We start from the raw sequence: 26,321 nt of genomic DNA, 5'->3' as shown, positions 1-26,321 counted from the left end.
TTGAAACTAACGAGTCGTTACACCGGTCACGACGGGCTCGCGTTCGGGCTCGGTCAGGTTCTCGGGCACCCGAGCTTTGTGACCGTTATGCGAGGCGTGATGGTCGGTGATGGCAGGTTTGGTGACGCCGATCATGCGCCGCATCCACCGTCGACCGGGTTCCTCCACCCAGTGGTACAACGCCATGGACAGGATCACCGCAAGCACGAGTAGCCCGATGACGATCCACCCACCGCCGGGGTCGAGCAGCGAGAGTTCGAACTGCTTGGTAGCCCATGTCCATGAGACGTGCACGAGCTCATGAACCATGTATAAGCCGAAGGAGATCTGTCCGCCGTAGACCATGATGCGGGTCGAGAGCACCGTCGGTAGCGGGCCGATGCCCACGGCCAGCGCCATCACCAGCGGCACGAACAGCACATCCACGACACCACTGCTGTCGACGACCCCGGAGATCGGGTGTGCGTCCAGGAAGTACAGCGCGCCCACGATGCTCGCGACGATCAACAGCGCGGCATAGCCGGCGACGTGGCGGGAACGATGCGAGAGCTTCAACCGGCTCACCGCCGCGCAGGCGAGCGCGCCGGCCGTGAACTGCATGACAATGCGCGGCAGCCAGCTCCACGGGGTGTAGAACTGCCCGGTCAGCAGCAGGAGCATCACGGGCGGCAGGGAGGCCAGCACGGCCAGCACCATCAGGCTGCGGGCGCGCGTCGCATGCGCCATCCGGAAGATGACCAAGACCAGGCCGCCGAAGAGCAGGTACGCCAGCCATTCTGCGCTGATCGACCAAGCCGGGCCGTTCCAGCTGGACAGGTCGAAGTACGGACGGAACCACAGCTGCACCATGAACAGTTGGCGCACATAGTTGGTGGCGTCAAAGGTGTCGATGCGTTCGGGCACGTGCCCGACGTGCATGGTGAAGATCACCCACAGGGCCGCCAGGTGCATGGTCACCAGGTAGACGGGCCAGACTCGCGCCAGGCGCAACCACAGAAAGTGCAGGGTTTCCCGGGTGGACCAGCGGTGCCCCATCCTGTCCAGGTAGTTCCAGGTCAGCACGAATCCGCTGAGGATGAAAAAGAGATCGACGCCCTGAGCGCCGCAGTTGAGGATGGGGTTCAGCGCGGTCCGAAATTCGGGGGCTGCCTGCTCGAGTAGTGGGCGAAAGTGGAAGAGCACCACCCAGAACGCAGCGATGATGCGCAGACCCGTGAGGGCCTTGATCTCTCCGCCGCGCACAACTCTCTCCGTCAAGCTCGCTACCAGCTCTTTCGCGCTTCTTTGCGATCAACCGGTCGAGCACGCCTCCCCGCGACTCAATTCCGGCGTTCTTTCGGAGACTAACAGCGCAGGCTGCCAAAGCCTGAATCTGCGACGCGCCGCCAGGCCGCACGTCCCCACTGGCCGGCCCGCGCCTGGTTCTATCGTTGCGGCGATGGCACTTCACCTGCGCCGGGCCGAGCGGACCGACATGCTCGCCGACGGGCTCGCCCGGCTGCTGGCCGTACCCGCTCCGGATCCCTTTGCCGAGGAGTTGGTGCTGGTACCGGCGAAGGGCATCGAGCGGTGGCTCAGCCAGCGGTTATCCGACAGGCTGGGGGTGTGTGCGGGCGTGCGATTTCGCAGCCCACGCTCACTGATCGCCGAGATCACCGGAACCGTCGACAACGACCCGTGGTCACCCGATGCGCTGGTGTGGCCGCTGCTGACGGTGATCGACGAGAACCTGCACCAGTCCTGGGCCGTCCCGCTCGCCTCGCACCTCGGGGCTTTCGAGGCCGGCGAAGAACGTGAGCTGCGCCAGGGCCGCCGCTACGCGGTGGCACGGCGCCTTGCGGGGCTGTTCGCGTCCTATGCGCGCCAGCGTCCGGAGCTATTGGTCTCCTGGCTCGACGGAGACCCGGCGGAACCGGATCTGGCGTGGCAGCCGCCGTTGTGGCGCGCGCTGGTGGCGCGGGTCGACGCGGTTCCCCCGCATGTTCGACACGACCGGGTCCGTGCTCGCTTGCGGGAGGCGCCATCGGATCTGCCGCCGCGCATATCCCTGTTCGGGCATACGCGGCTCCCGGTCACCGATATCGAACTGCTCGATGCCCTGGCGACGCATCACGACCTGTACTTGTGGCTACCGCACCCCAGCGATGCGCTATGGCAGACGTTGGCGAGCGACCACGGCCCGGTCCCGCGGCGCGAGGACATCGCGCATCGTTCGGTGCGTCATCCGCTACTGGCCACGCTGGGACGCGATGTCCGTGAATTGCAGCGCGCCCTGCCCGAACCAACGTCAGATGAATATCTCAGTGGCACAACATTTTCAGACTCACTGTTGGGTTGGCTGCAGTCCGACCTGGCGGCCGACGAGGTGCGTCCGCAGGGCCGGGCGCTCGCGGCGCACGATCATACGGTGCAGGTGCATTCCTGCCACGGCCCGGCACGTCAGATCGATGTGCTGCGCGAGGTGCTGCTGGGCCTGCTTGCCGACGACCCCACACTGGAGCCGCGCGACATCCTCGTCATGTGCCCCGACATCGAAACCTATGCGCCGTTGATATCGGCCCGTTTTGGTCTCGGCGAGTCTGTACCGGGCGCGCACCCGGCCCATCAGTTACGGGTCCGGCTCGCCGATCGTGCTCTGGTGCAAACCAATCCGCTACTGACGGTGGCCGGGCAGATACTGAGTCTGGCCAGTGGGCGCGCCACCGCCAGCGAGGTCTTGAACCTCGCCGAGTCGTCGCCGGTGCGGATGCGTTTTGGCTTCACCGACGACGATCTGGACGCGATCACCGCGTGGGTGCGCGAGGCGAACATCCGATGGGGTTTCGACCCGGAACATCGCGCGCCGTACGGCGTCGACTTCCTGCACAACACCTGGCGTTTCGGTATCGATCGGGTACTTGCCGGGGTGGCACTGTCCGAGGACGCGCATGCCTGGCTGGGTGCCACGCTGCCGCTCGACGATGTGAGCAGCAATCGGGTCGAGCTGGCCGGCCGCTTCGCGGAGTTCGTCTCTCAGCTCCACACCACGGTGACCGCGTTGAGCGGCACCCGGCCCTTGGCCGAGTGGCTGACCATTCTGTCGACGGGTATCGATGCTCTCGCCACGGATTCGGAAGATTGGCCCCGCGCCCAGATGTTACGCGAGTTCGCCGAGATCCAGGATGCGGCCGTGCCGGTCTCTTTGCGGCTCAGCGATATTCGCGCACTCCTGGATCGCCACCTGGCGGGCCGCCCCACGCGCGCCAACTTTCGCACCGGCACCCTCACGGTCTGCACCATGGTGCCCATGCGGTCGGTCCCGCATCGGGTCGTCTGTCTCGTCGGGCTCGACGACGGCGTGTTCCCGCGGCTCGGCGCCGTCGACGGAGACGACGCCCTGGCTCGCGACCCGATGACCGGTGAACGCGATATCCGTTCCGAAGATCGACAGTTGCTTCTGGACGCGATCGGTGCCGCTACCGAAACCCTGGTACTCACCTATACCGGAGCCAACGAGTACTCGGGACAGGCGCGTCCCCCCGCCGTACCGCTGGCCGAGTTGCTGGACACGTTGGACATCACCACGTCGCAGCCGGTCCGTGATCGGATCCACATCACACACCCGTTGCAGCCGTTTGATATTCGCAATGTGACGCCCGGCAGCGTGATTCCCGGGCATCCGTTCACCTTTGATAGCACCGCGCTGATCGCGGCCCGCGCCGCCGCGGGAGCACGGGCTGAGCGGCCGCCGTTCATCTGCGGCCCACTGCCCGCCCTCGATGTCACCGACGTGGCATTGACCGATCTCGCTGCCTTCTTCAATCATCCCATCAAGGGCTTCTTCCGCGCCCTGGACTACACCCTGCCGTGGGATGTGGACGGGGTATCCGACGACATGCCGGTCGAGATCGACGCCCTCGAAGAGTGGACGGTGGGCGATCGCCTACTGGCCGACATGCTGCGCGGTATGACACCGGCCGATGCACAGCAGGCCGAATGGCGCCGTGGCACTTTGCCTCCCGGACAGCTCGGCTGGCGGCGGGTCTCCGAGTTGCGAGAGCGCTGCGCGGCGCTGGCCGCGGAGACCAGGGGCTACCAAACCGATGACAGCCGAGCCTTTGACATCGATATCGATCTCGGTGACGGGCGCCGCCTCGCCGGCACCGTGTCCCCGGTGTTCGGTGAGCGGCTGGTGTCGGTCACCTATTCGCGGCTCGACGCCAAGCATCTGCTGCAATCGTGGATTCCGTTGGTGGCGTTGAGCGCCCACGATCATCAGCGGGACTGGTCGGCCGTATGCATCGGCCGCGCCCGCCGAGGTCCGCAACCGCTGGTACGCAGCCTCGGACGCCCCATGGATCCACTGGGCGTATTGCGTGGCCTAGTGGCCATCTACGACGCGGGCCGCCGGGAGCCGCTGCCCTTACCGCTGAAGACCTCCTACGCGTGGGCGCAGGCTCGCCGCGATCGTGATGACCCCGAGCTGCAGGCCGGATACCGCTGGCGTTCCGGCAACTTTCCGGGCGAAGACGCGGACCCTGCCGTCGAGCGCGCCTTCGGCCAGGGGGTCTGGTTGCGGCATCTGATGCAGCCGCTGCGGCCCGGGGAAGAGACCGAGGGGGAAACGAACCGCCTCGGTGCGTATTCCGCGCGGTTATGGTTGCCGCTGCTACGGGCGGAGCGGGGCGCATGAAGCGTTTCGACCTGCTGGGGCCGCTGCCCGCGGATCGCTCCACCACGGTATTGGAGGCCAGCGCGGGTACCGGCAAGACCTTCGCATTGGCGGGTCTGGTCACCCGGTACGTCGCCGAGGGCGTCGCGACGCTGGACCAGATGCTGCTCATCACCTTCGGGCGTGCGGCCAGCCAGGAGCTCCGGGATCGAGTGCGCGGCCAGATCGTGGACGCCCTGCGGGCTTTCGCGGATCCGTCGACGGCACGCACGGATCTGACGCAGTATCTGATCTCGGCCGAGCAGGACACACGCCAACGGCGGCTGCGGGATGCGCTCGCCGGCTTCGACGCGGCGACCATCGCCACCACACACCAGTTCTGCCACATCGTGCTGAAGTCCCTGGGTGTGGCGGGCGACAGCGATTCCGGTGTGACGCTCGTGGAAAACCTGGACGAGCTGGTGTGCGAGATCGTGAACGACCGGTACCTGACACATTTCGGCAAGGACCGTGACGCCCCGCCGCTGAGCTATCCGGCGGCATTGCGCCTGGCCAGGGAGGTGGTGCGCAACCCGGCGACGCAGCTGCGCCCGCTGCAGCCCGAGGCCGATTCGTATGCGTTTGCGGCCCTGGGCTTCGCCCGCGATGTACTGGAGCAGCTGGAAATCCGTAAGCGCCGCCGCGGCATCCTCGGCTTCGATGATCTGTTGACCCGTCTGGCCGACGCACTGAACGCAACGGACTCTCCCGCACGGGTGCGGATGCACCAGCGGTGGCCCATCGTCATGGTGGATGAGTTTCAGGACACCGATCCGGTGCAGTGGCAGGTACTGGAACGGGCCTTCTCGGGCCACTCCACGTTGGTTCTGATCGGTGACCCCAAGCAGGCCATCTACGCGTTCCGCGGCGGGGACATCGAGACGTATCTGCGCGCGGCAGCCACGGCTGGCGACAAGCAGACGCTGGGTACCAACTGGCGTAGCGACGCCGCGCTGGTCGATCGGCTGCAGGTGGTGCTGCGGGGGGCGCAGCTCGGCGGCCCGGACATCGTGGTTCACGACGTGCAGGCACACCATCAAGGGCATCGGCTGGCGGGCGCTCCCCACAACGATCCGTTTCGGCTACGGGTGGTGTCGCGAAATCGAGACGGTATCAAGGTGATTCCCATTGCCGATCTGCGGCGCAGCATCGGTAGAGATCTGGCCGCCGATATCGGGGCATTGTTGTCCAGTGGCGCCACCTTCGACGGCCGCCCGGTGCGGGCCCGAGATATCGCGGTGATTGTCGAGGCGCACAAGGATGCTCGCGCGTGCCATACCGCGCTGACCGAGGCAGGCATTCCCGCCGTCTATACCGGTGACACCGACGTGTTCAGTTCCGATGCGGCACAGGACTGGTTGTACCTGTTGGAGGCATTCGATCAGCCGCACCGCCCCGGTCTGGTGCGCGCGGCGGCAGCGACCGTGTTCTTCGGCGAGACGGCGGAAACCCTTGCCGTGGGCGGTGAATCGCTGACCGACGAGATAGCGGGCACCCTGCGCACCTGGGCGGCACGAGCCCGCGAGCGCGGGGTTGCGGCGGTGTTCGAGGCCGCACAACTGGCCGGGATGGGTAAGCGGGTGCTGTCGTGGCGCGGCGGCGAGCGCATGATGACCGATCTCGCCCACCTGACGGAACTGTTGCAGGAGACGGCACACCGCAATGGCTTCGGGCCGGCCGCGCTGCGCGACTGGTTACGCACCCAGTGCTCGGAGGGCGGGGCTGAGGCCGAACGCAACCGGCGCCTGGACAGCGACGCCGCGGCAGTGCAGATCATGACGGTGTGGGTGAGCAAGGGGTTGCAATTCCCCGTCGTATATCTGCCTTTCTCCTTCAATCGGTATGTACCGGAACGGGAGTACGTGCTGTACCACGAGGATGGGCTGCGTTGCCTGCACATCGGCGGCCGGGAGGACCCGGACTATTCGATGGCCGATTTAGCGGGCCGCACCGAGGCGGCCCGTGATGCCAGCCGGCTCGCCTATGTGGCGCTGACACGGGCACAGTCCCAGGTGGTCGCGTGGTGGGCACCGTCCTTCGATGAACCCAACGGCGGGCTGTCCCGGCTGTTGCGAGGACGTGCACCCGGGAATCCGTCGGTGCCCGACAAGTGTTCTCCGGCCAAGATTTCCGACGCGGACGTGCTCAAGCGGCTGCGGGCCTGGGAAGCCCAGGGCGGCCCGGTGGTCGAGGATGCGCTGGTGACCGGATTCGTTCCTGCTGCCACATCGTCACCTTCCGACAATCTCGCGGTCCGGGTGTTCGATCGGCCGATCGATACCGCCTGGCGGCGCACGTCGTATTCGGGGCTGCTGCGGGCCGCCGAAGAATCGGGCGTATCGAGCGAACCGGAGATCGCCGAGCTGGACGACGAGGTGGATGAGATTCCCTTGCGGTCAATGCCGGCCGGTGCCGATGTGCCCTCGCCGATGGCGCAGCTGCCCGCCGGCGCGGCCTTTGGTTCGTTGGTGCACGCAGTGCTGGAGACCACGGATCCGTTGGCGCCGGACCTGGTGGCGGAACTACAGACACAGATCATCCGGCACCGGGAGCGTTGGCCGGTCGAAATTCCGGCGGCAGAGTTGGCCGCCGCACTGGAGCCGATGCACGACACTCCGCTGGGCCCGCTGCTGCCGGGTGTGACGCTGCGTCAGATAGGACTGCGGGATCGGTTGTGCGAGCTAGATTTCGAGTTCCCGTTGGCCGGCGGAGATGCGGCCGCGGACTCGTTCGCGCGGCTGGCGGATGTGGGCATGCTGCTGAGAGAGCATCTCGCGGCCGATGATCCGCTGGGGGTGTACGCGTCACGTCTCACCGGTCCCGGGCTGGGTGGGCAGAGCCTGCGCGGATATCTGTCCGGTTCCGTAGATGCGGTGCTGCGGGTTGGCTCTCGGTACGTGGTGGTCGACTACAAGACCAACTGGCTGGGGACCGGCGACGCTCCGCTGACGGCCGCTGATTATTCGCGGCCACGGATGGTCGAGGCCATGCTGCATTCGGACTATCCGCTGCAGGCGCTGCTGTACAGCGTTGTACTGCATCGGTTCCTGTCCTGGCGGCTGCCGGGATACCGGCCAGAAGAACACCTGGGCGGCGCCGTGTATCTGTTTGTGCGCGGAATGTGTGGCGCGACTACCCCGGTGGTAGAGGGGCATCCGGCCGGGGTGTTCAGCTGGCAGCCGCCCTCGGCGCTGGTGGTCGCGCTGTCGGAGCTGCTGTCATGAGCTTGGTGGAGGCGTTCGGCGAGATCCTCGAACCCGCGGATGTGCATGTGGCGCAGCGGCTGACGGCGTTGGCATCCGAGACCGATGAGTCGGTGGAGCTGGCAATCGCGCTGGCGGTGCGGGCACTGCGCGGCGGGTCGGTGTGTGTGGATTTGCGCGCGGTGGCGGCGCAGGTGGATATGCCCTCGCTGCCGTGGCCCGCTGCCGATGACTGGCTGGCGGCGGTGCGGGCCAGCCCCTTGGCGGGTGAGCCGCCCGTGCTGCGGCTTTTCGGCGACCTGCTGTACCTCGATCGGTACTGGCGCGAGGAACAACAGGTGTGCACAGATGTGCAAGCGTTGATGGCCGCCGCCCAACCACGCACCGAAGTGCCCACCTATGAGCGACTTTTCCCGCAGGGATTCGAAGAGCAGCGCGCCGCTGCCGATATTGCGCTGTCACAGGGCCTGACCGTGCTGACGGGCGGGCCGGGCACGGGCAAGACCACCACGGTGGCACGGCTGTTGGCGCTGCTGGCCGACCAGGCATCATCGGCGAGCGCCGCGCCGTTGCGTATCGCGCTGGCAGCACCGACAGGCAAGGCCGCGGCCCGGCTGCAGGAAGCGGTGCAGCTGGAGGTCAACCAGCTGGATGCCGTCGACCGGTCGCGGTTGGCCGGGTTGCAGGCGACCACGCTGCATCGTCTGTTGGGATCGCGCCCCGACACGTCGTCCCGGTTCAAACATGATCGCGGAAACCGGTTGCCGCACGATGTGATTGTGGTGGACGAGACGTCGATGGTGTCGCTGACCATGATGGCGCGACTGTTGGAGGCGGTGCGCCCGCAGGCCCGACTGCTGCTGGTGGGTGATCCTGATCAGCTGGCCTCGGTGGAGGCGGGCGCGGTGCTGGCCGATCTGGTCGAGGGCCTGGAGTCCGAACGGGTGGCGGCACTGCGCACGTCGCACCGTTTCGGTGCGGCGATTGGCGCGTTGGCGGCGGCGGTGCGTGACGGAGACGCGGATCGCGCGCTAGAGGTGCTGGCATCTGGCGATCCGCATGTGGAGTGGTCGACGGATTCAGAGGGGTTACGCGATGTGCTTGTCCCCCAGGCACTTGCATTGCGTGCGGCAAGCCTGTCCGGTGATGCCACAGCGGCGCTGGCCGTGCTCGACGAGCACCGGATGCTATGCGCGCATCGCCACGGGCCGTTCGGGGTGACGCACTGGAACCGCCAGGTGGAGCGGTGGATCACCGAGGAGACGGGCGAGCCGCACTGGGCACCCTGGTATGCGGGAAGACCGATCCTGGTCACCGCCAATGACTATGGCTTGCGTCTGTACAACGGTGACACCGGCGTGACGGTGGCCGGACCTGACGGGCTGCGCGCGGTGATCGGCGCAGCATCGTTTGCGACCAGCCGTCTGGTTGAGGTGGAGACCATGCACGCCATGACCATTCACAAGTCCCAGGGCAGCCAGGCGAATGAAGTGACGGTGCTGCTGCCGTCTGAAGATTCCCGGCTGCTGACACGCGAGCTGTTCTACACGGCGGTCACGCGCGCCAAGCAGCGCGTGCGGGTGGTGGGCTCGGAGGCCGAGGTGCGGGCCGCGATCCAGCGGCAGGCGGTGCGGGCGTCGGGGTTGGGGCGGCGACTGCGCCACAGCCCGAACTGATGTCGACCAATCGATGCATTTGCGAATAGAACAATCACTCATCGAGGCGCGCGTTAGTAGTCCATCCCAACACACATACGATCTCGCCCATGGCAGACTCTCATCATGGACAGCGAGGTGGAGCGACGTCTCCGCCAGATGGTCTTCGATCGACTTACTGAGATCGTTGCCGACCGCGGGGCAATTACCCGCGAAGAGTTGGAATCCCTTGAGGTTGACAACCAGGTGCGGCGGGTCATCGGTCGGAACCGCGGGATATGGAACCCGAGCGACCTCAATGCAACACTTTCCGTGGTTTCCAATCCAAAAGGGCCATATACAGATACACACGTTGGTGACTCTCTTTTTTCGTACGACTACGAGGCAAGGAGTACAGATGGCGCCAATCGCAAGTTGCGGCGAGCCTACGAACTCGAATTGCCTATCATTTTGTTGCGAACCATCCGGGCCGGCGTGTTCGTACCTGTTTTTCCCGTATACGTTGTAGCCGACGATATGGCCAACCGGAGGTTTATCCTCGCGCTGGACGAGAGCCTGAGGTCCGTCTCCGACCCCTTACATCTGAGCCCTGTCGAACGCGCCTACGCCGAAAGAACAACCAAACTCCGTCTTCACCAGCCCGAGTTTCGCGGAAGAATCCTGTTGGCCTATCAACAACAATGCACCGTTTGCACGTTGAGGCACGGCAAGCTTCTGGACGCCGCGCACATCATCGGAGATCACAAGCCCAACGGATTGCCACTCGTCCAGAATGGACTTAGTCTCTGCAAGCTCCACCATGCCGCATACGACACGAACCTCTTAGGCATATCGCCCGACTATGCAGTGCATATCAACCGCGAGCTGATGGACGAGGTTGATGGCCCCATGCTGCGGCACGGTCTTCAAGAGATGGACGGGAGGACATTAGCTCTCCCTAAACGCGTGACCGACCGTCCGTCTAAAGATCGTCTAGCAGAGCGTTTCGACGAATTCTGTGCAGCCAGCTGACCATCAGACCCCCTGCACCGCCCCCATCCGGCACACTGGCAGGGAACGCCATGACCGCAGCCGTGCTAGGACAGATACACAGATGACGCAACCGCAGTACCCACAAGGCCAGTTCCAGCAGACTCAGCCCCAGCAGTTCCCCACATATCAGCAGCCCAGCCCGTACGGGATGCCTCCGGGCGGCTACGCGCCTGCCCCCAAGCCGCCCCGGCCGCCGCTGACCCCGCAGCAGAAGGCGCTGGCCATCGTCGGCGGCTCGCTCGGCGTCTTCCTGATCGCCCTGCTCGTCCTGGGCCTCACCACCAACAATTCCAGCACCGAGAGTGTCCGGACGCATGCCAGCGACCAGATCATCGATTCGCCCCGCTCCTCCGGCTCCAACGACGAGCAGGACATCAAGGCGATCAAGCAGACCATCTCCGGGATGGCCGAGGCCGCCAAGGCGAACGACTTCAAGAAGATGCTCACCTTCTTTTGCGCCAAGTATCGCGAGGCGTTCAAGGACATCGCCGGCAGCGGTCAGGCACCCGATCTCAACGCCCTGACCAAGTCCGACAACGGCCCGTCGAAAATTACCGGCCTGGACATCAACGGCGACACGGCGGTCATTCACATCACCGACGCCAAAGGCAAGCACGATATCGAGTTCAAGAAGGAGACCGGCGGCTGGAAGTTCTGCCCCAGGGCCTAGCAGCTCCACTCGTCCGTGAGTGGATTCCACCGTGGCCGTTGGATATTCGCCGAACGCTCGGCATCCACCGCCGCGGCTCGGGCGACCCGGCCTATCGTGTTTCCCCGGGCGGGTCCATCATCCGGGGCTCGTACACCCCCGATGGCCCCGGGGTGCTGGCGATCTCGCGTGCGGACAAAACCGTGGTCGGCCGCGCGTACGGCGACGGTGCCGAATGGCTGCTCGACCGTCTGCCCCGTCTCCTCGGCGCCGACGACGAGCCGGAAGCACTCACCCCCAAACACGACACCGTCGCCCGGCTGGTCCACGGCGGCACGGGTGTGCGCCTCGGCGCCACCGATCGTGTGTGGGAAGCCCTTGTGCCCGCTGTCCTGGAACAGAAGGTGCCCGGTGCGGAGGCGTGGCGCGCCTGGCGGTATCTGATCAACAACGTCGGCATCGACCTGGGTGGCGCCAAGACGCCGCCACCGCAACGGCAATGGCTCGACATTCCGTCCTGGGAGTGGCACAAGTCCGGAGCCGAACCCGTGCGCATGCGCACCATTCGCGCCGCCGCGACCATTGACGTGGAAACCAAACCCGAGCACCTGACCGCCGTCCACGGCATCGGACCATGGACCGAGGCCGAGATACGGATCCGCGCGCTGGGCGACCCCGATGCCGTGCCCGTCGGCGACTATCACATCCCCGCACAGGTGGGCTTCGCCCTCACCGGCCAGAAAACCGATGACGCCGGCATGCTCGAACTCTTGGAACCCTATGCCGGGCAACGCTATCGCATCATTCGGCTCATCGAACTGGTCGCCCCGAAGCCCGCCCGGCGTGGATCACGGATGCCCGTGCGCGACTACCGCAACTTCTAAGATCCGACAAGCTGTCCGGTCAATTTGTGGATAGCCATCGTGGTTGTGGATAACCCCGGCCAGCTGTCGGTCGTCGTGCATAGCCTTCAGGCGTGAGTCCAATCGACGATCTACTGACGACGGCAACGGCTGTCGTCGAGTCGTCGTTCGATGAGCTCAACAATCCCGAGTTGCTTTCGGCACTAAGGCAACTGGAGATCGCACAGCGCAAGATCACTGCGGCCTCACACACACTCACCGCCAGGCTGGTGCAACGCGGTTCACCGGTCGCGTTGGGCGGTACGTCATTCGCGGAAGTGCTGGCACGGTACCTCTCGATAACTACCGCGACCGCCCGGCGCCGCCTCGCCGACGCCGCACATCTCGGCCCACGGCGTGCATTGACCGGCGAGCCCCTGCGACCCGCACTTCCGTATGTGGCCCACGCATTGCGAGAGGGCCGCCTCGGTGATGAGCACGTGCGGATCATCCGCAGGTTCTTCGATGTATTGCCCGACGCGGTCGACGCCGACACCCGCGAGGCCGCCGAGAAGCAGCTGGCATCCATGGGAACCGAATTCGGCCCGGAACAACTCCGCGCAGGCGCCGATCGGATCGCGGCTCTGGTCAATCCCGATGGGCGGTTCTCTGACATCGACCGCGCCCGCAGGCGGGGCATATCGATCGGACGCCAGGGAGCCGACGGGATGAGCGCCCTCAGCGGCCTGCTGGATCCAGAGACCCGGGCCTACTTTGACGCGGTGCTGAGCAAGCTCGCGGCGCCAGGCATGTGTGATCCTCGCGATGAATCCCCCATGACCGAAGGTGAACCCGACTCGGCGGCCGCCGAGCGAGACACACGAACATCCGCCCAACGAAACCACGATGGGCTACGCGCATGCCTGCGCAGCACCTTGGCCTCGGGCAAGCTGGGCGCACACCGTGGACTGCCCGTCACCGTGGTGGTCTCGACGACGCTGCGCGAGCTGCAAAGCGCGGCCGGGCGGGCGATATCGGGCAGCGGCAACCTGGTGCCTATCCCCGATCTGATCCGGATGGCTACCCACGCCTTCCACTACCTCACGATATTCGGCGACGACGGTCGCCCACTCCACCTCGGGCGGTCCAAAAGGATCGCCACCCCCGATCAACGAATTGTGCTACACGCCAAGGATCGTGGCTGTTCAGCGCCCGGATGTACCGTGCCCGGTTACCTCTGCCAGGTTCATCACGTCGACGACTGGCGCGACGACGGGCCCACCGACATCGATAATCTGACCTTCGCCTGCGGCCCACACCATCGGCTGCTCCAACAGGGCTGGACCACCCGAAAGCGCCGCAGTGACGGGATTACCGAATGGATTCCGCCACCGCACCTCGACACCGGCCAGTCCCGCACGAATGATCACCACCATCCTGAGCGGTTCATCCGCCGCTTCTAGCCCGCCAGGTGTGCCGAGAGCAACCACGCGGCCACCGACGCCCGGCCGTCGGGCTCGATCTCGTGCCGGGCGAAGCCCCGCGCTACCCCGGGTTCGAACCCGTTGAAGTTCGCGTAGATCTTCGCCGGACGGATCTCGTCGATGGCCCAATACTTCGAAACCGCATCCCGCAGTTCGTTTTCGGTGACGGCATTGACGGGAGACTCCGCGGGGAACGCGGCCCGGTCGAATACCAGCACGTAGTAACGCGCACCGGGCGCGGCAGCACGGACGATCGAACGCTGGTAGCCCGCACGCAGCCCAACGGGCATCGAGTGGAACAGCGTCGAATCGATGATGGTGTCAAAGCGCCCGTCATACCCGGTGAATGACGAGATATCGGCGACGGCAAAACTCGCATTGGTCAAACCGCGCTCCGCCGCATAACCTTTCGCCAACTCGATGGCCTTGGGCGCTGAGTCCAGCCCCACGGTGGTGTGCCCCACCTCGGCCAGATACAACGAGGTCGCCGCCTCGCCGCAACCCGCATCCAACACTTCCCCGCGCACCTTGCCCTCGGCGATCAGCATCGCAATCTCGGGCTGCGGTTCACCGATGCTCCACGGCGGCCGGGCACCCCGACCGTCGGGCGCCTCGCCGCGGTACGCGGCGTCAAACGCGAGGTCGAATTCCTCTGTAGCGGTCTTGTCAGTCATATCCCCAGAGTGTCAACCCGCCTGACATATGTCAAGGGTATTGACATGAGAAATGGGAGGCAATTGCCAGAAACGTCCTCAACCGCCAAAATAGAGAAATGAGCAACGACGAGGGGGGCGTCACTCCGTCTCCGCTACCCCCGGGACCCTCACCCGCCTACCCTCCGCCTGCCCCTGGCTACCCCCCTGCCGGCACAGCCGGGTATCCGCCACCGGGTTTCGCATATCAACCCCCGCCGCCCGGGTACCAGAATCCGTCGGCAGTGCCCTACTGGGTGACGCCGGAGCCGCCGGCCCTGAAACCGGGTGTCATCCCGCTACGGCCGCTGGATTTATCCTCGCTCTACAACGGCGCCATCGCGGCCATCCGAGCCAACCCCAAGACCACACTCGGCCTTACCGCCATCGTCGTCATCGTCAGTCAGCTCCTGATCTTCGGAATCCAGGCGGCACCGGCGACGGCAGTCCTGACGGGTGCGGCGTCCTTCGACAAGAACACCGAAGACTCGTTCGGCGCAGCGTTCGGCCTCGGCTACATCGGGGGCCAGCTGATCGGTGCCGTGGTCACCTCCCTGGTCACCATCATCTTGAGCGGAATGCTGACCGTCACCATCGGCCGATCCGTCTTCGGTGAGCGCACCACCATCAAGGAAGCCTGGCAGCGTGCCAAGCCGCGCATCTGGGCTCTCCTTGGCGTCGCCGTTGTCGAGCTGGTGCTGTTCGCCGTGGTTCTCGGATTCGGCGTTGCGGTGGTGGTCGGCTTGGCGCTCACCGTCGGTCCCGCGGGCGCGATTCCCGCCGGGCTGCTGTTGGCCCTGGCCTACTTCTTGTTCTACCTCTATCTCATCCCCGTGTTCAGTCTCGTTCCCTCCGTGCTGATCCTGGAACAACAGAGCGTCTTCGGCGCGATCGGCCGCTCGGTCTCGCTGGTACGCAAGGGTTTCTGGCGGCTGCTGGGCATCCTGGTACTCACCGGATTCATCGTGGGATTCGTCTCGATGATCATCGGCATGCCCTTCATCCTCGTCGGGGAAGTCGCGGCATTCGCCGGCAGTGATCCCAACAATCTCGGCCCCAAGATGCTGCTCATCTTCGCGCTCGCCGCAGTCGGGGCCGTGATCGCGCAGATCATCTCCCTGCCGTTCAAGGCGGCGGTGAACGTGCTGCTCTACACCGACCAGCGGATGCGTACCGAGGCGCTGGACCTGGTATTGCAGACCGAGGCCAGAACGCGCGAGCGACTCGGCCAGCCGGGTATCGATCCCGATTCCCTGTGGCTGCCCATGCGTCCCCCGGTTCAGGTGTAATGCCGGCCATCGATATCGACCGCGACTCTGCGGCCGAGGCCGCCCATCGCGAACTGGCCAAACCGATCTACGAACACCCGTCACCGATCGACCGCCTGATCAACTGGATCTTCGATCAGCTGGACTATCTGGAGTTCCGGGCCGGCGAGTTGCCCGGCGGCTGGTTCACCATTCTCGTGACCACACTCGTCGTGATCGCGGCCGCCGTATTGCTGGTCCGCATTGCCCGCCGCGCGGTACGGACCAGGGGTGGCGCCGACTTCGGGCTCTTTGAATCCGGTGAGCTCACCGCGGCGGAGCATCGGGCGGCCGCCGAACTCGCCGCGTCCCAAGGCGATTGGTCCTCGGCGATCCGCCACCGACTGCGTGCCGTGGCCCGCCAGCTCGAAGAGCGCACGATCCTCACACCGGTACCGGGTCGTACCGCCAACGAGCTGGCAGCCGATGCCGGGCGTGAATTGCCCTCATTGGCAGCGGAGTTCCGCGCCGCAGCGGAAATCTTCAACGACGTGAGCTACGGCGATAGGCCGGGCACAGAGCAGTCCTATCGCAAGATCGCAGACCTGGATGATCACATCCGTGACGCCCCGGTCCTCGCATCCGCCGCAGAATCAGGCACGACGGGGTGGGAGGCGGTGCGGTGACGATCAGTACTGCCACATCGCCGCGCCTGCGAGACCGCTGGCGCACCTTGGCATGGGCCCTGGCCGCCCTGGTCGCCATCGTCATCACCGGGCTTATCCTGTCCAAACCGCCTCGGCCCGAGGGCTACCTGGATCCGGATGCCGTAACGCAACGCGGCGGGCACGCCCTGGCTCAACTGCTTCGCGACCATGGCGTCACCGTCACACGTGCCACCACCATCGGCGAGGTGCGCGCCGCTATGCGCCCCGACGGCCAACTCATGGTGCTGGACAACGGCTACCTCTCCGACAACATCCTGGACTCCCTGGCCGAACTACCGGGCGATCGCCTGATGCTCGCGCCCTACTCCGACACCCGCGAGCGGCTGGCCGCGCAGGTGCGCATCCGCTCGTATCAGGACGACGAACTCGTGGAGCCGGGCTGCGATCTACGGGAGGCCAGGCAGGCCGGTGCGATTCAGACATACTTGGGCCCCGAGTACACGTTCACCGACCCTGGTCCCGGCCGCATCAGCTGCTACGGCGGCACGCTGCTGCGCTACCGGGATGGCGACCGCACCATCACCGTGCTCGGCGACGACACCCTGCTTTCCAACAAGCAGCTGGACAAACAGGGTAACGCCGCGCTCGCCATGAATCTGGCCGGTCGAAGCGCCCACCTGGTTTGGTACGTTCCCGAGCGGCCGAAGGTCGGCGCCAGCGCCAAACCGAAATCAATGGGCGACCTGATTCCCGATCAGGTGAACATGGCCATCTGGCAGCTCTGCATTGTGGTGCTCCTGCTCGCCATCTGGCGCGGCCGCCGTCTGGGTCCCGTTATCGCCGAAAAACTTCCCGTGATCGTGCGGGCCTCGGAAACAACAGAGGGACGCGGGCGGCTCTATCGGTCCCGCCGGGCCCGCGACCTTGCCTCCGAGTCACTGCGCGAAGCGGCCACGTACCGAATCGTGCGCCGCCTCGGGCTTCCGGTCGACGGAGCACCCCAGGTCGTGACCGCCACCATCGCACAACGAATCGGCCGCGATCCCACGGAAGTTCACCATGTGCTGTTCGGTCCCGCCCCCTCGGACGATCAGCAGCTCACCAATCTGACTCAGCAACTCGACGTTCTGGAAAGGCAGGTCCGCGAATCGTGACACAGGCAACTACCACCGGGAGTTCCGGGGAGACCGCACGCAACGCCCTGGCCGCATTGCGTGAACAAATAGCCATCGTGGTCGTCGGACAGGACTCGGTGGTCAGCGGCCTGGTTGTCGCGCTGCTGTGCCGCGGCCACGTGCTCCTGGAGGGTGTGCCCGGTGTCGCGAAAACCCTTTTGGTGCGCACACTCTCGGCCGCGCTGTCCCTCGACTTCAAGCGTGTGCAGTTCACCCCCGACCTCATGCCGGGCGACGTCACCGGCTCCCTGGTCTACGACGCGCGCACCGCGGCGTTCGAGTTCCGTGCTGGCCCGGTATTCACCAATCTGCTGCTCGCCGACGAGATCAACCGGACCCCGCCGAAGACACAGGCAGCACTGTTGGAGGCCATGGAGGAACGTCAGGTCACCGTGGATGGCACCCCGCGTCCCCTGCCCGATCCGTTCATCGTTGCGGCCACCCAGAACCCCATCGAGTACGAGGGCACATATCAGCTGCCCGAAGCCCAGCTCGATCGCTTCCTGATGAAGCTCAACGTCTCTCTGCCCGAACGCGATCAAGAGATCGCCATCTTGGACCGGCACGCCCACGGCTTCGATCCCCGAAACCTGTCACATGTCACCCCGGTGGCCTCCGCCGCGGATCTGGCGGCAGGCCGCGCGGCAGTTGGTCAGGTGCTGGTGGCACCCGAGGTACTTGCCTACGTGGTCGATGTGATCCGGGCGACCCGCCAGTCACCTTCATTGCAGCTCGGCGCATCTCCGCGCGCTGCCACGGCCCTGCTGGCGACATCGCGTGCCTGGGCTTGGCTCTCCGGCCGTAACTATGTCACCCCCGACGATGTCAAGGCCATGGCCCGCCCGACCCTGCGCCATCGCATCGGCCTGCGTCCCGAGGCCGAGTTGGAGGGCGCCACCTCGGATCGGGTCCTGGACGGAATCCTCGTCACTGTTCCGGTGCCGCGCTAGTGGTTCTCACCGGACGCGCGGGATTGGTGGCGGCACTCAGTACGCTGCTGATCCTGGTGTCGCCCTGGCCGGTTCGGTTGTTCTGGCTACTACTGCTGGCCCTCGCGCTATTGATTGCCGTCGATATCGCTGCCGCCGCCAGCCCGCGCCGACTCACGTTCACCCGATCCGGTCCCGACTCCATCCGGCTCGGCGAATCCGCCGAGATCGTGCTGCTAGCCCAGAATCCCGGCCGCCGGCTGCGTGGTTGGGTCCGCGACAGTTGGGCACCGAGCATGCGGGCCGCACCGCGCGCGCACCGCGTGGATCTGCGGTCCGGCGAGCGCACTCAGATTGTTACGACATTGCGTCCGTTACGCCGTGGTGACCACAAGCCCGCGACCGTGACGGTGCGCACGATCGGACCACTCGGGATAGCGGGGCGGCAGGGACGTCACGATGTCCCGTGGCAGTTACGGGTGCTGCCGCCCTTCCTGAGTCGCAAGCATCTGCCGTCGCGGTTGGCCAAACTACGCGAGCTCGAGGGCGCCATCCCGGTCCTGATTCGCGGTCAGGGCACCGAATTCGATTCCCTGCGTGAATATGTCGTCGGCGACGACGTCCGGTCCATCGACTGGCGCGCCAGTGCGCGGCGCAACGACGTGGTGGTGCGCACATGGCGGCCGGAACGCGACCGCCGCATCCTGGTGGTGCTGGACACCGGTCGTACCTCGGCGGGCCGCATCGGCGTCGATCCGACATCGGGCGATCCATCGGGCTGGCCCCGGCTGGATTGGGCTATGGATGCCGCATTGCTGTTGGTGGCACTGGCGTCTCGTGCGGGCGACCGGGTGGACTTCCTGGCTCACGACCGCGGGGTGCGCGCCCAAGTATCCGGGGCCTCGCGCAACGAGCTGCTTCCCTTGGTGGTCAACGCGATGGCTCCGCTGGAGCCCTCCCTTGTCGAGTCCGATGCCCGCGGCCTGGTCTCCACCATCCGCCGCAGATCACGCCACCGCTCGCTGATCGTGCTGCTGACCGATCTGAATCCGGCTGCTCTGGAAGAGGGACTGCTGCCACTGCTATCCCAGTTGACCACTCATCATCACCTCCTGGTGGCAGCTGTCAGCGATCCGCGTGTCGAAGACATGGTGACACCCGCGAATGCCACCGGTCCGGGAAATATCCGGTCACTGGATGCCGAGCAGGTGTATGACGCTGCCGCCGCGGAACGGACACGCGGCGGTCGCCGCCGCATCGTCACGCTGTTGCGGCGCCAGGGTGTCGAGGTCGTCGACGCACCGCCCGACGAGATCGCACCGGCGCTTGCCGACCGCTATCTGTCGTTGAAGGCTTCCGGGCGCCTATAACGCTCACGCGGCCGGGGCGTAGTCCGGGGCGTTCTCGATGTCGCCGGATTCGTTGGCAGCTACCCCGCGACGGCCCAGAATCAGCACATACGCCAGGAACAGCGCCTCGGCGCTCACACCAATTCCGATGCGGGCGAAGGTCGGTAGCGGGGACGGGGTGACCAGCGCCTCGATGAGACCGCTGACCAGCAGTACCGCCACCAGGCCGCCTGCGACCGACATGACTGCGCGCCCCTGCTCGGCGAGCACCTGAGCGCGCGGCCGGTCGCCGGGATCGATCACCTTCCATCCCAGTCGCATTCCGGCACCTGCGGCCAGGAACACGGCGGTCAGTTCCAACAGGCCGTGCGGAAGGATCAGGCCGAAGAACACGTCGCCACGTCCCGCCGCGATCATCAGCCCACCTGCCACGCCCACGTTCGCCGCGTTCATGAACAAGACGTACGGGATCGGAAGGCCCAGCAATATGGCGAAGATGATGCACTGGGCCGCCACCCAGGAGTTGTTGATCCACACGTGCAGCGCGAAGGCTGCGGCGGGGTGCTCGCTGTAATAGTTTTCGAAGTCCTCGTTGACCAGGTGCGCGATCTCATCGGGTGTCCCGATCACCGATTGCAGCTCCGGTGAATGCATCACCCAGACACCGACGGCCACGGCCACCGCCATCGAGCCGAGCGTCGCACCAAGCCACCAGCGCCAACTGCGATAGGCGACAACAGGAAAGGACACCGTCCAGAAATGGATGAAGTGACGCCACAGCGGGGCATGCTCACCGGTGACCGCCGAGCGCGCCCGGGCAACCAACGTCGAGAGCCGTCCGACCAACGCCGGATCGCCCGAGGCCGACCGCACCGTGGACAGCTGAGTCGACACCTTTTGGTACAGGTCGACCAGCTCATCGATCTCGGGACCGCTCAGCCGCTGCCTGCGCTTGAGCAGCTCTTCCAACCGATCCCATGTCCCCCGGTGGGTGGCGACGAATGCGTCCACGTCCATCTGGCAAATACTAGTAGTCTCGAGTGATGTCGGAGTTGGTGACGGGCGATGCGGTTGTCCTGGACGTCAAGGTGGCCCAGCTTCCGGTGCGAGTGGTGTCCGCGTTCATCGACATCTTTGTCCAGATGATCGTGCTGTACGGCGGCATCTTCGTGGTCGCGTTCTCGCTCTCTCAGTTCGACGCGGCCCTGACCGGTGCGCTGAGCATCGTCTATTCGGTGCTGGCCCTGGTGGGCTATCCGGTTATTTGGGAAATGGCCACCCGGGGCCGCTCACTGGGCAAGATGGCCATGGGGTTACGCGTGGTGTCCGACGACGGTGGCCCGGAGCGCCTGCGGCAGGCCGTCATCCGTGCCCTGTCCGCCGTGGTGGAGATTTTCATGTTCATGGGTGCGCCGGCGGTCATCGCCAGCCTGGCCTCGACCAAGGGCAAGCGGCTCGGCGACATCTTCGCGGGCACCATGGTGATCAGCGAGCGCGGCCCCAAACTTCCTCCGCCGCCGATGATGCCGCCGCAGCTGGCCCAGTGGGCTCAGAGCCTGCAGCTGTCCGGGCTGACGAGCGACCAGGCCGATCTGGCCCGTCAGTTCCTCAACCGCGCGGGGCAGTTGGCACCGCACACTCGAGACCAGATGCTCTACCAGATCTCCACCGACGTGCTCGCCAGCATCGCGCCGCCACCGCCGCCCGGCACGCCGCCTCAGTTCATGCTCGCCGCGGTGCTGGCCGAGCGGCACCGACGCGCGTTGGCACAGATGCGACCGGACTATCCGGCGACACCACCACCGGCGCCCTCCGCACCACCACCGGCACCGGAGCCTTCCGAATCGTCCACGGGACGTTCGGGTTTCGCCACGCCCGGCTGATTGCCCTGGGACGTCTTCGCATACAGCGAGCCACCGACCGTCGCCGCGGCAATCGTGACCAACGCACCGAGAATGAGCGCGGAAGCCTCGCCGTGAATCAGTGACTGCTGCTGTTCACCGATCGCCGCCGCGGCGATGGGCACCCCCAGCTGGGCAGCCGCCAACGCGCCCAGCGGTAGCGGCTGACCAAAGATCCGTACAACCAGATGGGCCAGCACCGCCGCGACACCCAAACCGACACCCAGCAGGATGAGCTTGGGATTTTCACCGAGCTCGCGCACGTGTAGCGACGCCCCCAGCCACACGAAGAACAGGGGCGAGAAGAAACCTTCGGTGAAACCGAAGAGCTGCTTGGCAAGGCGGCGTGGTTCCCCGATACCGGCTACGACCAGACCGAGCGCGAAACCCGCCAGCATGATCGAGACGTGGGTTTCCACGGCCAGGGCGGCGAGGCCGAAGACGATGGCCAGGCTGATGCGCAGTTCCATCGCGACGCGGCGTTGTTTCGAGTAGTCGTGGAACCGATCCAGCTTCCCGGCCTGATCCAACGCATGCAGGATCACGAAGACGATGCCCGCGCAGGCGGCCACGGCGACCGCGCCGACCGCCGCGCGCGGCGCATGTTTGAGGTCGATAACCAACGGCAACAAGATAATCGAGGCAGTATCGGCAATGGCCACCTGCGCGGTGGTGATCAGCACCTTGGGGCCGCCGAGTCCCAGCGAGTCAATGACCGGCAGCACCAGCGCCGCCGACGAGGAGGCGATGAGGACCGCGTACAGCGGTGCATGCCCGGTATGGAACACGTTGGCCAACAGCACACCCAGCACCGCGGCCACCGCACCGACCACGATCGCGCGCAGCGCCGCCTGAGGTAGCGATGCCCGCATGGTCTTGTCACGCACCGGAACATGGGTGCCCGCCACGAACATGACCAGCGCGAACCCCACGTCGGCGAACATTTTGAAGGTCGGGTCAAAGGCGTCGATCCAACCGAACCCGGTGCGTCCGATGACAATTCCAGCGAGCAGTTCCCCGATGACGACTGGAATCCGCAGTCGCGTGTTGAGCGCGAGCAGCGGCCCGATCATCCCGACAATAACGACAATCGCCAGGGTCGGGAATCCAAATCCACTCATGGAACTACTGCCACGAGACGAGATGGCAAGGAATGTCAGTGTTTTCGTCGGATATATAGCTGGCGCACACCCGGTGATAACCATCGGCGATTTCCAGGCGGGCTCCGCTGCGCGCGTCGCCGCGCACCAGCAGGATCGGCGACAGCGCCTTGTCCTTGGCTATCTTCGCCAGGTCACGGGCCACATGGGCATTTGTCTTGGGCAGCATCTCCAGGCGTGCCGCCCGCAAGATGTCCTTGGCCTTGCGATACTCCAGCGTCGCATTGCGCAGCGCCTTCACCGTCCGCTTCACCAGATCCGCCTCACCGACGAGCGTCAGGTAATCCGTGGCCGCTTGGTAGTCGTGATCCTCGGGCTTATCCAGCCACTTCACCGTCATGGCGGTCACCCTACGGCGGCTAGCTGGGAGGGGGCCCCAAATGTCCGTGAATCAGTGTCGAAAGTTTTCGTTGCATCACGATCGATTCCGATATATCGTTATCTATCGAGAGGCGAACTAGCCCTCCCCAGTACTCAAGGAGAGACACATGACTTCCCATGAAGAAAGGGCCGAACAGTTTCGGCCCGACACACCATTTGGTTTTGGATTCGGTTTTGACCCCACCGGTCGCGGACCGGGCCTGCGGGGCCGTCGCCACGGCAGCCGCCGGCACGAATGCGATCCTCGCGGCGAGTTTCACGAGCAGGCGTGGGCGGGCCGTCGCGGCCCCGGCGCCTTCATGGACCGTGGCTTCGGGCCGGGATTCGGGCGTGGCTTCGGCCCGGGATTCGGCTTCGGTTTCGGTGAACAACCTCGCGGACGCGGGCGGGGGCGTGGCCAGCGTGGCGATGTCCGGGCCGCGATCTTGGCACTGCTCGCCGAGCGCCCCATGCACGGCTACGAGATGATTCGTGAGATCGCCGAGCGCAGTAACAACATCTGGCGGCCGAGCCCCGGTTCGGTGTACCCGACCCTGCAACTGCTCGTCGACGAGGGACTCATCACCGAGACCGAAGGCGGCAGTAGCCGCAAGCAGTTCGAGCTGACCGAAGAAGGCACGGCTGCAGCGGAGAAGCTGGACACCCCGCCCTGGGAGAAGATCAACGAAGACGCCGACCCGTCGGTGCTCGATCTTCGTTCAGCCCTCGGCCAGCTGATGGGCGCCGTCGCGCAGTCGGCGCACGCCGCCTCGCCCGAACAACAGCAGCGGATCATCGAGATCGTAAATTCTGCACGCAAGCAGATCTACGGCATCTTGGGTGAAACCGACTAGCTCAACGCCGTCGAGTGTCGGCTTTTCGGGCGACAGTTCGAGAACTGTCCGAAAAGCCGACACTCGGCACACTGCTTTAGACGTCCACCCCGTCCAGCGTGCGCTGCACGGCTTTCTTCCAGCCCGCGAAACCCTCGGCGCGCTTCTCGTCCGTGATCGACGAGCTCCAGCGTTCGTCTTCCTGCCAGTTGCGCCGCAGGTCGTCGGCGTCCTTCCAGAAACCCACGGCCAAGCCCGCCGCGTACGCCGCGCCCAGCGCAGTAGTCTCGGCGACAACGGGTTTGACGACGTCCACACCCAGGGTGTCGGCTTGGATCTGCATGCAGAGCTTGTTGGCGGTGATACCGCCATCGACCTTGAGCACCTCCATCCGCACACCCGAGTCCGCCTCCATGGCCTCGACCACTTCCCGGCTCTGGTAACAGATGGCTTCGAGTGTCGCGCGCGCCAGGTGCGCGTTGGTGTTGAACCGGGACAGACCCACGATGGCGCCGCGTGCATCCGATCGCCAGTACGGCGCGAACAGCCCGGAAAAGGCCGGCACGAAATAGACGCCGCCGTTGTCCTCGACCTGGCGCGCCAGGTCCTCGCTTTGCGAGGCACCGCTGATGATGCCCAGCTGGTCGCGCAGCCACTGCACCGCGGAGCCCGTCACCGCGATCGATCCCTCCAGCGCATACACCGGCTTGTTGTCGCCGAATTGATAACAGACGGTGGTCAACAGCCCATTGCTCGAATGGACCAGTTCCTCACCGGTGTTGAGTAGCAAGAAGTTTCCGGTGCCGTAGGTGTTCTTGGCCTCGCCGGGGTTCAGGCACACCTGCCCCACCATCGCGGCCTGCTGATCACCCAGATCGCCGGCGATGGGAACCTCTCCGCCCAGCGGACCCAGCTGCGTCGTGAAGCCGAACGGCTCCACCGGCGACGACGCCTTGATCGGCGGAAGCATCTGGCGCGGAATGGAAAAGAACGACAACAGCTCGTCATCCCAGTCCAGGGTCTCCAGGTTCATCAACATGGTGCGACTGGCATTTGTCACATCGGTGACATGTACCCCGCTGCGGACACCGCCGGTGAGATTCCAGATCACCCAGCTGTCGGGCGTCCCGAAGAGCGCGTCACCATTCTCCGCATCCCGCCGCACCCCCTCGACGTTCTCCAGAATCCATTGCAGCTTCCCGCCCGAAAAGTAAGTGGCGGGAGGTAGTCCGGCCTTCCGCCGAATGATGTCACCACGCCCGTCGCGGTCCAGTGCCGCGGCGATCTTGTCGGTGCGGGTGTCCTGCCACACGATGGCATTGCAGTACGGCCTACCAGTGTGGCGGTTCCACACCAAGGTGGTCTCACGCTGATTGGTCACCCCGACGGCAGCGAGATCACCGGCCGATAGCCCGGTCACATTGAGAGACGTGGCCAACACCGACCAGGTGCGCTCCCAGATCTCCACCGGGTTGTGTTCCACCCAGCCCGCCCGTGGCAGCAGTTGCTGATGCTCCAGCTGATGGCGGCCCACTTCCTCGCCCCTGTGGTTGAAGATCATGGCGCGTGTGCTGGTAGTGCCTTGGTCGATCGATGCCACGAAATCAGCCATTGGCGAACTCCTCGGTATGCGAAGGTGATTGGGTTACAGGATCATCTGCGGGTAGGAATGGTTCGACCAGGTACCGGTATAGCGCGGCGCCCACCAGACCACCGATGAACGGCCCGACGATCGGCACCCACCAGTACTGGGCACCGTGCTGGTCCAGAAAGGCCGTATCGAAACCGGTGAGATAGGACGCGAGCCGTGGACCGAAGTCACGGGCCGGGTTGATCGCGTACCCGGCGATGGACCCCCATGCCATACCCAATCCGACGACCACAGCACCGATCGAAAGCGCGGCGAATATCTCGGGCATGCGAATATTCCGCCGGTCCGTGATGGCGAAGATCAGAAACAGCAGAATGGCGGTGCCCATGATCTGGTCACGCAGGCCGCCCCACAGGCTGACGTCGAGCGCGCCGTTACCCGGCAATGTCGAGAACACGCCCTGCGTCGCGATGGTGTGCCCGGGATCGATCGCCGCCAGCACACTTCCATAGTTCCACCGGACCAGCAGCGCCGCGACAAATGCGCCGCCGACCTGAGCGAGGATGAATGGAATTACCTGTTTCCATGGGAATCCGCGAAAGACGGCCAGGGCCACCGTGACCGCCGGGTTGAGATGCGCGCCGGATATCCGCCCGGCCGCGAAGATGCCGAAGGTGACTCCCATGCCCCAGGCCCAGGCGATGGAGTTGTGGTTGCCGTAATCCTCGTCGCCCGCCGTGACCACCTGCGCGACGACGCCCACCCCGAACAGGATCAAGATCAGGGTGCCGACGAACTCCGCGGCGAGTTGACCCATGTTCCGCATATCACCGAATCTAGGTGCGAGCTGCGCTGGGCACG

Annotated in this window: 22 protein-coding genes; 14 read left to right on the top strand and 8 right to left on the bottom strand. The window is 65.5% G+C overall.

Annotation, left to right across the window (positions count from 1 at the left end):
* Positions 1-6 precede the first annotated feature (6 nt).
* Complete coding sequence (locus MAB_RS02170) at positions 7-1,242, bottom strand: acyltransferase family protein (RefSeq protein WP_005072555.1); 1,236 nt, start codon at positions 1,240-1,242, stop codon at positions 7-9.
* A gap of 196 nt (positions 1,243-1,438) precedes the next feature.
* Here MAB_RS02170 and recC point away from each other — a divergent pair, with 196 nt between their 5' ends.
* The 7 genes from recC (at position 1,439) to MAB_RS02135 (ending at position 13,534) form a co-directional block, all read left to right on the top strand.
* Positions 1,439-4,672 (top strand): exodeoxyribonuclease V subunit gamma, encoded by a 3,234-nt coding sequence (gene recC / locus MAB_RS02165; RefSeq protein ID WP_005113008.1) that lies wholly within the window; start codon positions 1,439-1,441, stop codon positions 4,670-4,672.
* Positions 4,669-7,914, top strand: coding sequence for an exodeoxyribonuclease V subunit beta (gene recB, locus MAB_RS02160; protein ID WP_005092099.1), 3,246 nt, complete (start codon positions 4,669-4,671; stop codon positions 7,912-7,914). Before recC ends, recB begins: the two co-directional genes overlap by 4 nt.
* A complete protein-coding gene (gene recD / locus MAB_RS02155; RefSeq protein WP_005113007.1) occupies positions 7,911-9,569 on the top strand; it encodes an exodeoxyribonuclease V subunit alpha in 1,659 nt (552 codons plus the stop codon). The genes recB and recD overlap by 4 nt, the downstream gene beginning before the upstream one ends.
* 105 nt (positions 9,570-9,674) lie before the next feature.
* Complete coding sequence (locus MAB_RS02150; RefSeq protein ID WP_012296303.1) at positions 9,675-10,559, top strand: HNH endonuclease; 885 nt, start codon at positions 9,675-9,677, stop codon at positions 10,557-10,559.
* A gap of 82 nt (positions 10,560-10,641) precedes the next feature.
* Positions 10,642-11,250 carry a hypothetical protein gene (locus MAB_RS02145; RefSeq protein ID WP_005063235.1) on the top strand — a complete coding sequence of 203 codons (609 nt, stop codon included), beginning with the start codon at positions 10,642-10,644 and terminating at the stop codon, positions 11,248-11,250.
* A gap of 38 nt (positions 11,251-11,288) precedes the next feature.
* Entirely contained in the window at positions 11,289-12,113 is an 825-nt protein-coding gene (locus MAB_RS02140) for a DNA-3-methyladenine glycosylase family protein (protein WP_005098665.1), read from the top strand.
* A gap of 92 nt (positions 12,114-12,205) precedes the next feature.
* Positions 12,206-13,534, top strand: coding sequence for an HNH endonuclease signature motif containing protein (locus MAB_RS02135; RefSeq protein WP_005092091.1), 1,329 nt, complete (start codon positions 12,206-12,208; stop codon positions 13,532-13,534).
* Here MAB_RS02135 and MAB_RS02130 read toward each other — a convergent pair.
* Positions 13,531-14,229, bottom strand: a complete 699-nt coding sequence (locus MAB_RS02130) for a class I SAM-dependent methyltransferase (RefSeq protein ID WP_005092090.1) — start codon at positions 14,227-14,229, stop codon at positions 13,531-13,533. The genes MAB_RS02135 and MAB_RS02130 overlap by 4 nt on opposite strands.
* A gap of 263 nt (positions 14,230-14,492) precedes the next feature.
* Between MAB_RS02130 and MAB_RS02125 the strand changes: the two genes are divergently transcribed.
* Genes MAB_RS02125 through MAB_RS02105 form a run of 5 tightly spaced genes read left to right on the top strand, consistent with a single transcriptional unit; the run spans position 14,493 to position 19,636 of the window.
* On the top strand, positions 14,493-15,536 hold the full coding sequence (locus MAB_RS02125; protein WP_005063229.1) for a DUF7847 domain-containing protein: 1,044 nt from the start codon (positions 14,493-14,495) through the stop codon (positions 15,534-15,536).
* Positions 15,536-16,180, top strand: coding sequence for a DUF4129 domain-containing protein (locus MAB_RS02120; protein WP_005092089.1), 645 nt, complete (start codon positions 15,536-15,538; stop codon positions 16,178-16,180). The genes MAB_RS02125 and MAB_RS02120 overlap by 1 nt, the downstream gene beginning before the upstream one ends.
* A complete protein-coding gene (locus tag MAB_RS02115) occupies positions 16,177-17,316 on the top strand; it encodes a DUF4350 domain-containing protein (RefSeq protein WP_005113005.1) in 1,140 nt (379 codons plus the stop codon). The genes MAB_RS02120 and MAB_RS02115 overlap by 4 nt, the downstream gene beginning before the upstream one ends.
* A complete protein-coding gene (locus MAB_RS02110; RefSeq protein WP_005113004.1) occupies positions 17,313-18,287 on the top strand; it encodes an AAA family ATPase in 975 nt (324 codons plus the stop codon). Before MAB_RS02115 ends, MAB_RS02110 begins: the two co-directional genes overlap by 4 nt.
* Positions 18,287-19,636 carry a DUF58 domain-containing protein gene (locus MAB_RS02105; protein ID WP_005072542.1) on the top strand — a complete coding sequence of 450 codons (1,350 nt, stop codon included), beginning with the start codon at positions 18,287-18,289 and terminating at the stop codon, positions 19,634-19,636. The genes MAB_RS02110 and MAB_RS02105 overlap by 1 nt, the downstream gene beginning before the upstream one ends.
* A gap of 3 nt (positions 19,637-19,639) precedes the next feature.
* On the opposite strand, the gene MAB_RS02100 is transcribed toward MAB_RS02105, so the two are convergent.
* Entirely contained in the window at positions 19,640-20,632 is a 993-nt protein-coding gene (locus MAB_RS02100; protein WP_005083558.1) for a stage II sporulation protein M, read from the bottom strand.
* A gap of 86 nt (positions 20,633-20,718) precedes the next feature.
* Between MAB_RS02100 and MAB_RS02095 the strand changes: the two genes are divergently transcribed.
* A complete protein-coding gene (locus MAB_RS02095) occupies positions 20,719-21,498 on the top strand; it encodes an RDD family protein (protein ID WP_225580846.1) in 780 nt (259 codons plus the stop codon).
* Here MAB_RS02095 and MAB_RS02090 read toward each other — a convergent pair.
* Genes MAB_RS02090 through MAB_RS25355 form a run of 3 tightly spaced genes read right to left on the bottom strand, consistent with a single transcriptional unit; the run spans position 21,399 to position 23,275 of the window.
* The gene (locus MAB_RS02090) at positions 21,399-22,637 is read right to left on the bottom strand and encodes a cation:proton antiporter (protein ID WP_005086973.1); all 1,239 of its coding nucleotides are present in this window, start codon (positions 22,635-22,637) and stop codon (positions 21,399-21,401) included. The genes MAB_RS02095 and MAB_RS02090 overlap by 100 nt on opposite strands.
* A 4-nt stretch (positions 22,638-22,641) precedes the next feature.
* Positions 22,642-23,016, bottom strand: coding sequence for a hypothetical protein (locus tag MAB_RS02085; RefSeq protein WP_005083563.1), 375 nt, complete (start codon positions 23,014-23,016; stop codon positions 22,642-22,644).
* Between the two features lie 19 nt (positions 23,017-23,035).
* Positions 23,036-23,275: a hypothetical protein gene (locus tag MAB_RS25355; protein ID WP_306766741.1), complete on the bottom strand. Its 240-nt coding sequence runs from the start codon at positions 23,273-23,275 to the stop codon at positions 23,036-23,038.
* On the opposite strand from MAB_RS25355, the gene MAB_RS02080 reads away from it, so the two are divergent.
* Positions 23,165-23,890: a PadR family transcriptional regulator gene (locus MAB_RS02080; protein WP_005083564.1), complete on the top strand. Its 726-nt coding sequence runs from the start codon at positions 23,165-23,167 to the stop codon at positions 23,888-23,890. The genes MAB_RS25355 and MAB_RS02080 overlap by 111 nt on opposite strands.
* Before the next feature lie 76 nt (positions 23,891-23,966).
* Here the strand turns inward: MAB_RS02080 and glpK are convergent, their stop codons facing one another.
* The gene (gene glpK, locus MAB_RS02075; RefSeq protein ID WP_012296300.1) at positions 23,967-25,481 is read right to left on the bottom strand and encodes a glycerol kinase GlpK; all 1,515 of its coding nucleotides are present in this window, start codon (positions 25,479-25,481) and stop codon (positions 23,967-23,969) included.
* Complete coding sequence (locus MAB_RS02070) at positions 25,474-26,277, bottom strand: MIP/aquaporin family protein (protein WP_005083567.1); 804 nt, start codon at positions 26,275-26,277, stop codon at positions 25,474-25,476. Before MAB_RS02070 ends, glpK begins: the two co-directional genes overlap by 8 nt.
* Positions 26,278-26,321 lie beyond the last annotated feature (44 nt).

Origin of the sequence: Mycobacteroides abscessus ATCC 19977 (assembly GCF_000069185.1) — a bacterium.
Taxonomy (GTDB): Bacteria; Actinomycetota; Actinomycetes; order Mycobacteriales; family Mycobacteriaceae; genus Mycobacterium; species Mycobacterium abscessus.
This window is presented reverse-complemented; position numbering and strand designations above follow the sequence as displayed.

Bases quoted from the DNA above. Each gene is read 5' to 3' on its own strand.
- MAB_RS02090 (WP_005086973.1), bottom strand. From the start codon at position 22,637: ATGAGTGGATTTGGATTCCCGACCCTGGCGATTGTCGTTATTGTCGGG.
- MAB_RS02130 (WP_005092090.1), bottom strand. From the start codon at position 14,229: ATGACTGACAAGACCGCTACAGAGGAATTCGACCTCGCGTTTGACGCC.
- recD (WP_005113007.1), top strand. From the start codon at position 7,911: ATGAGCTTGGTGGAGGCGTTCGGCGAGATCCTCGAACCCGCGGATGTG.
- MAB_RS02120 (WP_005092089.1), top strand. From the start codon at position 15,536: ATGCCGGCCATCGATATCGACCGCGACTCTGCGGCCGAGGCCGCCCAT.
- MAB_RS02100 (WP_005083558.1), bottom strand. From the start codon at position 20,632: ATGGACGTGGACGCATTCGTCGCCACCCACCGGGGGACATGGGATCGG.
- glpK (WP_012296300.1), bottom strand. From the start codon at position 25,481: ATGGCTGATTTCGTGGCATCGATCGACCAAGGCACTACCAGCACACGC.
- recB (WP_005092099.1), top strand. From the start codon at position 4,669: ATGAAGCGTTTCGACCTGCTGGGGCCGCTGCCCGCGGATCGCTCCACC.
- MAB_RS02145 (WP_005063235.1), top strand. From the start codon at position 10,642: ATGACGCAACCGCAGTACCCACAAGGCCAGTTCCAGCAGACTCAGCCC.
- MAB_RS02150 (WP_012296303.1), top strand. From the start codon at position 9,675: ATGGACAGCGAGGTGGAGCGACGTCTCCGCCAGATGGTCTTCGATCGA.
- MAB_RS02070 (WP_005083567.1), bottom strand. From the start codon at position 26,277: ATGGGTCAACTCGCCGCGGAGTTCGTCGGCACCCTGATCTTGATCCTG.
- recC (WP_005113008.1), top strand. From the start codon at position 1,439: ATGGCACTTCACCTGCGCCGGGCCGAGCGGACCGACATGCTCGCCGAC.
- MAB_RS02085 (WP_005083563.1), bottom strand. From the start codon at position 23,016: ATGACGGTGAAGTGGCTGGATAAGCCCGAGGATCACGACTACCAAGCG.
- MAB_RS02080 (WP_005083564.1), top strand. From the start codon at position 23,165: ATGACTTCCCATGAAGAAAGGGCCGAACAGTTTCGGCCCGACACACCA.